11 protein-coding genes are annotated in these 8,523 nt (G+C 69.6%); 7 read left to right on the forward strand and 4 right to left on the reverse strand.

What is annotated here, in order from left to right:
• Window positions 1-8: 8 nt before the first annotated feature.
• Window positions 9-761: an SDR family NAD(P)-dependent oxidoreductase gene (locus tag ACFQE5_RS14350; protein WP_379585412.1), complete on the forward strand. Its 753-nt coding sequence runs from the start codon at window positions 9-11 to the stop codon at window positions 759-761.
• A 146-nt stretch (window positions 762-907) separates the two neighbouring features.
• Here ACFQE5_RS14350 and ACFQE5_RS14355 read toward each other — a convergent pair whose 3' ends face one another.
• Both ACFQE5_RS14355 and ACFQE5_RS14360 read right to left on the reverse strand, forming a co-directional pair.
• Window positions 908-1,582: a hypothetical protein gene (locus tag ACFQE5_RS14355; RefSeq protein WP_379585414.1), complete on the reverse strand. Its 675-nt coding sequence runs from the start codon at window positions 1,580-1,582 to the stop codon at window positions 908-910.
• A 71-nt stretch (window positions 1,583-1,653) separates the two neighbouring features.
• Complete coding sequence (locus ACFQE5_RS14360; protein WP_379585416.1) at window positions 1,654-2,178, reverse strand: PspC domain-containing protein; 525 nt, start codon at window positions 2,176-2,178, stop codon at window positions 1,654-1,656.
• Between the two features lie 227 nt (window positions 2,179-2,405).
• On the opposite strand from ACFQE5_RS14360, the gene ectA reads away from it, so the two are divergent.
• The 4 genes from ectA to thpD are packed head-to-tail and all read left to right on the forward strand — an operon-like array spanning window position 2,406 to window position 5,566.
• Entirely contained in the window at window positions 2,406-2,939 is a 534-nt protein-coding gene (ectA, locus tag ACFQE5_RS14365; protein ID WP_379585682.1) for a diaminobutyrate acetyltransferase, read from the forward strand.
• Window positions 2,939-4,195, forward strand: coding sequence for a diaminobutyrate--2-oxoglutarate transaminase (gene ectB / locus ACFQE5_RS14370; protein ID WP_379585418.1), 1,257 nt, complete (start codon window positions 2,939-2,941; stop codon window positions 4,193-4,195). The genes ectA and ectB overlap by 1 nt, the downstream gene beginning before the upstream one ends.
• Window positions 4,196-4,202: 7 nt before the next feature.
• Window positions 4,203-4,658: an ectoine synthase gene (locus tag ACFQE5_RS14375; RefSeq protein ID WP_379585419.1), complete on the forward strand. Its 456-nt coding sequence runs from the start codon at window positions 4,203-4,205 to the stop codon at window positions 4,656-4,658.
• Window positions 4,658-5,566: an ectoine hydroxylase gene (gene thpD, locus ACFQE5_RS14380; RefSeq protein ID WP_379585421.1), complete on the forward strand. Its 909-nt coding sequence runs from the start codon at window positions 4,658-4,660 to the stop codon at window positions 5,564-5,566. The genes ACFQE5_RS14375 and thpD overlap by 1 nt, the downstream gene beginning before the upstream one ends.
• Here thpD and ACFQE5_RS14385 read toward each other — a convergent pair.
• Window positions 5,547-6,368, reverse strand: a complete 822-nt coding sequence (locus ACFQE5_RS14385) for an SGNH/GDSL hydrolase family protein (protein WP_379585423.1) — start codon at window positions 6,366-6,368, stop codon at window positions 5,547-5,549. The two genes, thpD and ACFQE5_RS14385, sit on opposite strands and share 20 nt — an antisense overlap.
• Before the next feature lie 126 nt (window positions 6,369-6,494).
• Between ACFQE5_RS14385 and ACFQE5_RS14390 the strand changes: the two genes are divergently transcribed.
• Together ACFQE5_RS14390 and ACFQE5_RS14395 are read left to right on the forward strand one after the other, a co-directional pair.
• Window positions 6,495-7,190, forward strand: coding sequence for a DUF3159 domain-containing protein (locus tag ACFQE5_RS14390; protein ID WP_379585425.1), 696 nt, complete (start codon window positions 6,495-6,497; stop codon window positions 7,188-7,190).
• A 273-nt stretch (window positions 7,191-7,463) separates the two neighbouring features.
• Window positions 7,464-8,207, forward strand: coding sequence for a hypothetical protein (locus ACFQE5_RS14395; RefSeq protein WP_379585427.1), 744 nt, complete (start codon window positions 7,464-7,466; stop codon window positions 8,205-8,207).
• Here the strand turns inward: ACFQE5_RS14395 and ACFQE5_RS14400 are convergent.
• Window positions 8,175-8,523: thiamine phosphate synthase (locus tag ACFQE5_RS14400; RefSeq protein WP_379585428.1), on the reverse strand; the 349-nt coding region annotated here is incomplete at its 5' end. The genes ACFQE5_RS14395 and ACFQE5_RS14400 overlap by 33 nt on opposite strands.

Raw genomic sequence — 8,523 nt, forward strand, 5'->3', positions numbered from 1 at the left:
GGAACGACGTGGCGACGTTGGAGGGAAAGGTAGCGCTGGTCGTCGGCGGTACCACGGGAATCGGATTGAGCGCAGCTATCGCCTTCGCCCGGGCCGGGGCGGCCGTCGTCGTCGCCGGACGCAATGCCGAGGCCGGGCAGGCCGCTGCAGAGAAGATCGCGAACGAGGGCGCGCTGAGCCGGTACCTTCCGGCGGACGTCCAAGACTCGCAGAGCGTACAGGCGTTGGTGAGCAGGATCGCTCAGGAGCAAGGGCGCCTCGATGTGGCCTTCAACAACGCCGGTCTTGATGGTCCCGCTACGCGGGCCGCCGATATCGATGAGGCGGACTGGCTGGCCATGGTGAACATCAAGCTCAGCGGCGTGTGGCGCTGTATGAAATACGAACTACAGCAGATGGTGCGCCAGGGCGGCGGTGGAGCCGTCGTCAACATGGCCGGCAACTGGGGACTGGTCGGATTCCCCGGCTACTCGTCCTACTGCGCGGCCGCGCACGGAATCATGGGACTGACCAAGGCGGCCGCGAAAGAGTACGCGCGCGAGGGAATCCGCATCAACGCCGTCTGCCCGGGGGCTGTGCGATCGCCGATGCTCAGCCGAATGGCGGGCGGTGACGACGAGCTTCTGGAGAGCTTCGGCGAGGCGGTCGCGGTCGGCCGCGTGGCAACACCGGAGGAGGTGGCCAATGCCGTGCTCTGGCTAGCCTCGGCCGATGCGTCATACGTCAATGGTGTCGGCTTGACGCTCGACGGCGGCGGCTGAGCCACCGCGCACCGCGAGAGTACGCGACGACCGACGGCGCCCAGAGCCCTCACCGGTTGAACTCGCTCACCGCGGTCGAGCTGGGCGAGAGCTGGGCGCGGTCAGGGAGCCTCGCCCTCGGCTTCCGACCGACCGAGACGGCGAGATCAGCGCACTCGCCGGAATCGGTCTGCTGGGCGCGCTCGTCCTGGGTGAAGCGGTTCGCCCTCCGATGTATCCGGTGCAGCCGGGCCTTGCGACGCCGGTTCATGCCCGGCCAGCTGGTCGCGCAGGACGGCACCCAGCGAGTCGGATCGCGAAGAGCACCAGGGTCTGGGTCGGCAGCGTCTCGACGAACCACCGGAGCAGAACAGGCTCGGTCCGGTGTGGAATAGACCGATCATGATCCCGAATGTCAGGAAGTCGAACATCGGGCTCATCGGTCCGAAGACGAGCATGAACCGGCAGATCATGGGTAGGTCCCACAGGGAGGGCGCGCGCAGCTGCTCAGGGCCCACCCGGTCGGCGGGAGTCGTGAGCTGTCTCATGTCGTGAAGCAGGTTGTTGAGCAGGATCTGCGAGGGCAGGAACGGCAGCACGGCCGCGGCACTGAACACATTGCCGAAGTTGCTCGATGTGCCCATGAGGACGTACCCGATGGTGCTGGCGAAGATCTGCCTGCCCTCGGCGACGCCGTTGGCGAGCACCCCGAGGTCCTTCACCAGCAGCACCACGGCGACGGCGTCCTTGGCCAGCCCCACGTCGGCGGAGTGCAGCGCCAACATGTCGTTACCCACCGGCGTCCGGGCAGGGCCCTTGGTCCCCCACCGCTTCCAGAGCACGTTATGGAGCCATGACGCTGTCGGGAGCCGGCGCTACAGCGTGTGATGGAGCCATGACGCTGTCGGGAGCCTCAGTCGCCGCCGCGCCGGGACCGGCTGTCGAGTGCCCGCACGCTGGTGGTGAGCGCGGTCGACAGGCTCGCCGCGGCGCGCCGCGCCGAGGCCTGCACCTGCGGGGACCGCAGCCGGTCACCGAAGGCGGTGACGGCCTGGTCGGCGGCCTGCAACGGCGAGTGGCCCGGTTCGGGGGTCCGTTGCTCGGTCTGCGTCTCCTCCGGCCGAGGCTTTCGCAGCTCATCCGCGAGCATCCGCAACTCCCCGCCGAGGGCGTGCCAGCTCGCCCGAACGTCGGCGTCCGCGGGCCCGGGCTCGATCTCCGGCTCGTCGGTCGCCTGCGGGATGAGCATCCACGCGAGCAGGTAGGCCGGCGCGGCCGTCCCGGCGGACACGATCGTCAGCGCCACAGCGACGAGACGCACCAGCAGCGGGTCGATCCCGATGGCGTGGCCGACTCCGGCGCAGACACCGCCCAGCACCCGGTCCCGCCTGCTGCGCAGGACCTTCCCGGCAGGTCGGTCTGACCCCTTCGTTGTCATGGCTTCGACCTTGCCTTCGGCGCACCGTGCCGCTCCAGAGGCCTAAGGTCCCACCTGCCGGGTACTGGGGCTGTCACGGAGCCAGCGGGCCGGATCTGCGAACTCGCGAAACCGGTTGACGCCTCGCTAAACGTCATTGTGTGACATCTCACTATATTGGATTGTTTCACCAGTTCGGTGGACCGAATGCGTGCGGCAGTCCGGAGAGCCTGTTATGTTCGGTCGCCATGGTCGCTCCCCAGACCACAACCGCATATCTACGAAGCGCAAGCGCTGATCTGTCGATCGCGGCTCCCGTCATCGATGACGGTGTCGAATTGTGGCGGCTGGCCACCGAATCACGGAGGCTCGATGTCAACTCCCGGTACTCCTATCTCTTGTGGTGCCGGGATTTCGCCGCAACCTCGGTGATCGCGCGCTGGAGCGGCGCCGCCGTCGGCTTCGTGACCGGGTACCGGCGCCCCGCCGAACCGAACACCCTGGTCGTCTGGCAGGTGGCGGTGGACGCCTCCGTGCGTGGTCGCGGCGTCGCGAGCCGCCTGCTCGACGCGTTGTTCGATCGGGTCGACGGCGTCGACCACCTGGAGACGACGATTACGCCGGACAACGAGCCATCCACGCGGCTGTTCACCGCGTTCGCCGAGCGCCGCGGCGCCGAGATCGCTCGGTCGGAATTGTTCGACCGTTCGTTGCTGGGCGCAGGCCATCAGCCCGAGATACTCCACAGGATCGGCCCAATAGCACAGGGACGTGGTACGTGATGACCATCTTCGACGAGCTGGAGTCCGAGGTTCGAAGCTACTGCCGCAGCTGGCCGGTGGTATTCGATTCGGCCCTCGGTAGCCGCCTGACCGATGTCGACGGCAATTCCTACCTGGATTTCTTCGCCGGGGCCGGGGCGCTCAACTACGGGCACAACCCACCGGCCCTGAAGCAGCCGTTGATCGACTATCTGCGCCGCGACGGCGTCACGCATGGCCTGGACACCCATACCGCCGCCAAGGCCGAGTTCCTGCGGGCCTTCCGCGAGATCGTCCTGGAGCCGCGCGGCCTCGACTACAAGGTGCAGTTCCCCGGGCCGACCGGGGCGAACGCCGTGGAGTCCGCGCTGAAGCTGGCCCGCAAGATCACCGGCCGGGAGGCCGTCATCAACTTCACCAACGCGTTTCACGGGATGACCCTCGGCGCGTTGTCGGTGACGGGCAACTCGATGAAACGCGGTGGCGCGGGCATCCCGTTGGTGCACGCCACGCCGATGCCCTACGACAACTACTTCGACGGCACCGTGCCCGACTTCCTGTGGTTCGAGCGGGTACTCAACGACCAGGGATCCAGCCTCAACGACCCCGCCGCGGTGATCGTCGAGACCGTGCAGGGCGAGGGAGGCATCAACCCCGCACGCGTCGAGTGGTTGCAGGGCCTTGCGGAGCTGTGCAAGCGGCACGGCATCCTGCTGATCGTCGACGACGTGCAGATGGGGATCGGGCGGACCGGCCCGTTCTTCTCCTTCGAGATCGCGGACATCCAGCCCGATATCGTCTGCCTCTCGAAGTCGATCTCGGGCTACGGGCTGCCGATGGCGCTCGTGCTGATGAAGCGCGAGCACGACCGCTGGGACGCCGGGGAGCACAACGGCACCTTCCGCGGCAACAACCCGGCATTCGTCACCGCCACCGCGGCGCTGCGTGAGTACTGGACGGACGACGTCCTGGAGAAGGAGACCCTCGCCAAGGGCGAGCGGATCGAGGAACATCTCGACCGCCTGGCCGCGACGACGCCGGAACTCACCCTGACCCCCAAGGGGCGGGGGCTCGCCCGCGGGCTCGCCTTCAGCCGGCCCGAGCTGGCCGGGAAGGCCTGCGCCGCGGCGTTCGAACGTGGGCTGCTGATGGAGACCGCCGGGCCCTGCGACGAGGTGATGAAACTGATGCCACCACTGACGATGACCGAGGACGAGCTCGACGAGGGGCTGGCGATCGTGACCGACGCCGTCCACTGCGTCGCGGCGGGAGCGTGATCACGAAATGATCGTCCGGACGCTTACGGAGATCACCGATACCGAGCGCGACGTGAAGACGCCGAACTGGCGCAGCAAGCGGATCGTGCTGGCCGGCGACGGGGTGGGGTTCTCGGTGCACGAGACGGTGCTCGAGGCGGGCTCGGTCAACGACTTCTGGTACGCCAACCACATCGAGGCCGTGTTCATCGTGGAGGGCGAGGGCGAGCTCTACGACAAGGACAACGACGTCACCTACCAGCTGGGGCCGGGGTCGATCTACGTGCTCGACGGGAACGAGCACCACCAGCTGCGGCCGCGTACCCGGCTGCGGACGGTGTGCGTGTTCAACCCGCCGGTGACCGGGCGGGAGGTGCACGACGAGAACGGGGTGTACCCCCTGATCACCCTGAGCCAGACTGGCCTCGACCCCGATCCGACAGATGGGTCAGGGGGAGCGGACACCGAGAAGGAGGCCTCCTGATGACGGCCGTCGTCGACAGCAAGACGAGCGACCGCTACCAGACCCGCGTGTCGGGCACCCCGACGCTCATCGAGCGCACCGAGCCCACCGTCTGGGGTGATCCCGCGGGCGCCGGCCCGCTGAGCACCCAGGAACTCGCCGGGCACGAACGGGACGGGTACGTCACGGTGCCGCAGCTGCTCACGCCGCAGGAGGTCGCGCGGTACATGGCCGAGCTGCACCGGCTCGCGGCCGACCCCACCGTTCGCGCCGGTGACCGCGCCGTCATCGAGAAGAGCTCCAACGAGGTGCGTTCGATCTTCGAGGTGCACAAGATCAGCGAGCTCGTCGGCGCGCTCGCCGCCGACGAGCGCGTCGCCGGACGGGCCCGGCAGATCCTCGGCTCGGACGTCTACCTCCACCAGAGCCGGGTGAACTACAAGCCCGGGTTCGGCGGGGGTGGCTTCTACTGGCACTCGGACTTCGAGACCTGGCACGCGGAGGACGGCATGCCGCTCCCGCGCGCGGTGAGCATCTCCATCTCGCTGACCGACAACTACCCGTACAACGGCTGCCTGATGATCATGCCGGGCTCGCACAAGACCTTCGTCTCGTGCGTCGGGGAGACCCCGGAGGACCATTACCGAGAGTCGCTGCGCGAGCAGGAGATCGGCACCCCCGACCCGGAAAGCCTGACGCTCCTGGCGGACCGCCACGGCATCGCCATGATGACCGGGGCCGCCGGATCGGCGACCCTGTTCGACTCCAACTGCATGCACGGTTCGAGCGACAACATCACGCCGTATCCGCGGTCGAACATCTTCTTCGTGTTCAACAGCGTGGACAATGCGCTCGTCGAGCCGTACTACGCGCCCAAACCGCGCCCGGAGTTCATCGCGGCCCGCGACTTCACCCCTGTGCCGGGGTGAACCCCGTCCCGCGAACGACCCGTGGGGCGCCCTCCAGGGGCAGCAGGGGAACGAGTTCGGGGCGTTTCGGGAGGTAGTCCTTGCCGGTGTGGGTGCCGCGCAGCCGCCGGTGCACGTACGGCATGACGTGTTCGCGGACCCAGCGCAGGTCGGCCTGCTGCCGGGCCCGCCACGGGATCTTCTCGGCGGCGGGCCACGGGGTGCGCCAGTCCGCGGGTACCGGCTCGCCGAGCACCTCGAGCACCCGCAGGCAGACGCGTTCGTGGGCCTCCGGGTTCAGGTGCAGCCGGTCGTGGCTCCAGGCTCGGGGGTCGGCGAGCACATCCATGGCCCAGAGGTCGACGACCTTGCAGCCGTGTCGTTCGGCGCTGGCGCGCATCATCTCGTTGAAACACGCCACCCGCCCGCGCAGCCTGCGCAGCAGCAGGTGCATCCGGCCGAGGTCGAACCCGGTGAAGATGAGCACCTCGGCCCCGGTCGCGACGAGCCGCGCCAGCGCCGCGTCGAACCGGGCCGCGAGGTCGTCGGTGTCGCACTGGAACCCGATGATGTCGTTGCCGCCGGCGCAGAAGGTGATCAGGTCGGGTCTCAACTGTTCGGCGACCGGGATCTGCTCCGCGACGACCTGGTCGAGCAGCTTCCCCCGGACCGCGAGGTTGGCATAGGCGAAGCCGGGCCGGTCGACGGCCAGTCGCTCGGCGACCCGGTCGGCCCAGCCACGCGGGGAGCCGTCCGGGCGCCAGTCATCGAGCCCCTCGGTGAAGCTGTCGCCGATGGCTATGTAGCTCTCTCTGGCGCGCACGACCGCCTCCCTCGTTCACGTCGACGTCATCCGCCCGTCCCGGTGGTGATCCCCCAGGATCACCCAGGCCGGCTGGAATTCGCCAGTCTCCGAGATCGGACACAGGCGATAGGGCACCCTTGGGATGTGAGCCCGTCAGATCGTCCCGCGACCGTTCCGCGGGCGGAGCCGTCGCTGCACGAGATCCTGGGCGGTCGCCGTGGCGCGGTGGACGCCACCGTTCCGGTCGTCGCGTTCGTGCTCGGCTGGCTGGCCGCCGGTTGGTTCGGCGGGCCCTCCCCGGTCGTCTGGGGTGGCGCGACGGCGATGCTGGCGGCGCTGATCGTCGCCGTGACGCGGCTCGCGACGGGAAGCCGGCCCCGCAGCGTGCTGCTCGGCCTGCTGGGCGTGGTGGTGGCCGCCCTGATCGCGCTCTACACCGGCCGGGCCGTCGACTACTTCCTGCTCCAGATCCTGGCGAACGCGGCAAGCGCCCTGGCCTGGGCGGTGTCGATCGTCGTGCGCTGGCCGCTGCTCGGGGTCGTCGTGGGCGTCGTGCTCGGGCAGCGGACCCGCTGGCGGCGAGATCCGGACCTGATGCGCGGCTACCAGCGGGCCAGCTGGTTCTGGGTGGGCCAGTACCTGTTGCGGCTGGGAGTCTTCCTGCCGCTGTACTTCACGGACGCCGTCGTCGCACTCGGGGTGGCCCGTGTCGCGCTCACCTGGCCGCTCATCCTGGCCTGTATCGCGGTGTCCTGGCGGGTGATCCGGCGCACCCTGCCCGATGATCATCCGGGGCTACGGCGCCCGCGGACTCCGGACCCACCCCGGAGCCCGGACTAGTATCGACGGCTCCGCCACGTTCGAGTGATACTGCTCAACTTGGGTGATCAACAGGCGTCGATCCGGCGCGCGCCCACGTTGAACACGATGAGCCCCGCCCCGACGTGATCGTGACCAGGAGCCATGCGCCATCAGGAGTTCTCGCCCGGGCCGCAGCGGCCCCGACCTGCGTCCCACCCGGATCAGCCAACCCAGCACATGCGGCCGCCTGCGTCCGGCGCCCCCGAACCGGGGGCTGACCAGCAGAAGAGCCCCGACCTCACGCTGAACAAGGTGATCGCTGGGGCGGGCGCCGCCGCCACCTCGGCGGTGTTCGGCTCCTACTTCGGCGTGTCGGGAACGGTCGTGGGCGCGGCCTTCGGCTCGGTCATCATCACCGTCGGCTCGACGATCTACCAGCGTTCGCTGGACCGCACCCGCGAGGAGGTCAAGGCGCGGATCAAGCTCCCCAGCGGGCGGACCGTGGACATCAAGCGCAACGCCCCGACCACGGCGGTCGATCTCTCCCAGCAGGTCACCATCCCGTTGCAGCGCACCGGACCGGACGGCGTGCTGCGCCCGGCCCCGCGGGGACCGGACCAGCACGTCTCGCCGGAGATCCGGGACCGGAGGCTGAGCCCGCGCCGGCTCCTGATGCTGTCCGGGGTGACCGTGACGATCTTCGTGCTGGGCCTGCTGGTGGTCACCGGCGTCGAATGGGTGAAGGGTTCGCCGATCTCCGGGGGCGCTTCCGGAACGTCGGTGGGCCGGGTGCTGGAGCGGTCGCCGAGCACCGTCTCCGGCACGGACCAGGGGTCCGGCTCCGAGCACACCGGCCGCGCCGCGACGACCGAGGCCCCGGCCACGCCCGAGCCGTCGGCATCACCCACCGCCTCCCCGGCGCCGACCTCCGAGCCGGACTCGAGCGGCTTTCGGGACTCCCAGCGCAGGCCGGGGACGAGCGGGTCCGAGGCGCCACAGCCCACCGGCGAGCGGGCGGTCCCTTCAGCGGGGGTGACCTCGCCGTTCGGCGGGTGAACCGGCTCGCGGATCTCCGGCGGGCCGTAGCCGGTCCGCCAGCGCCCGCGCCGCGGCCCGCGGGTCCGGGGCCTCGGTGATCGCCCGGACCACCACGATCCGGTCGGCCCCAGCGGTCAGCACCTCGTCGAGCCGGTCGCGGTCGATCCCGCCGATGGCGAACCACGGCCGGTCGGGTCCGCGGTCGGCGACCGTGCGGACCAGGCCGAGGCCGGGCGCGGGACGGCCGGGCTTCGTCGGCGTCGGCCAGCACGGTCCGGCGCAGAAGTAGTCGACGCCAGGCTCGCGAGCCGCGGCGGCGGTCTCGGGGGGGGGG

Origin of the sequence: Pseudonocardia hispaniensis (genome assembly GCF_042658695.1) — a bacterium.
Classification (GTDB): domain Bacteria; phylum Actinomycetota; class Actinomycetes; order Mycobacteriales; family Pseudonocardiaceae; genus Pseudonocardia; species Pseudonocardia hispaniensis.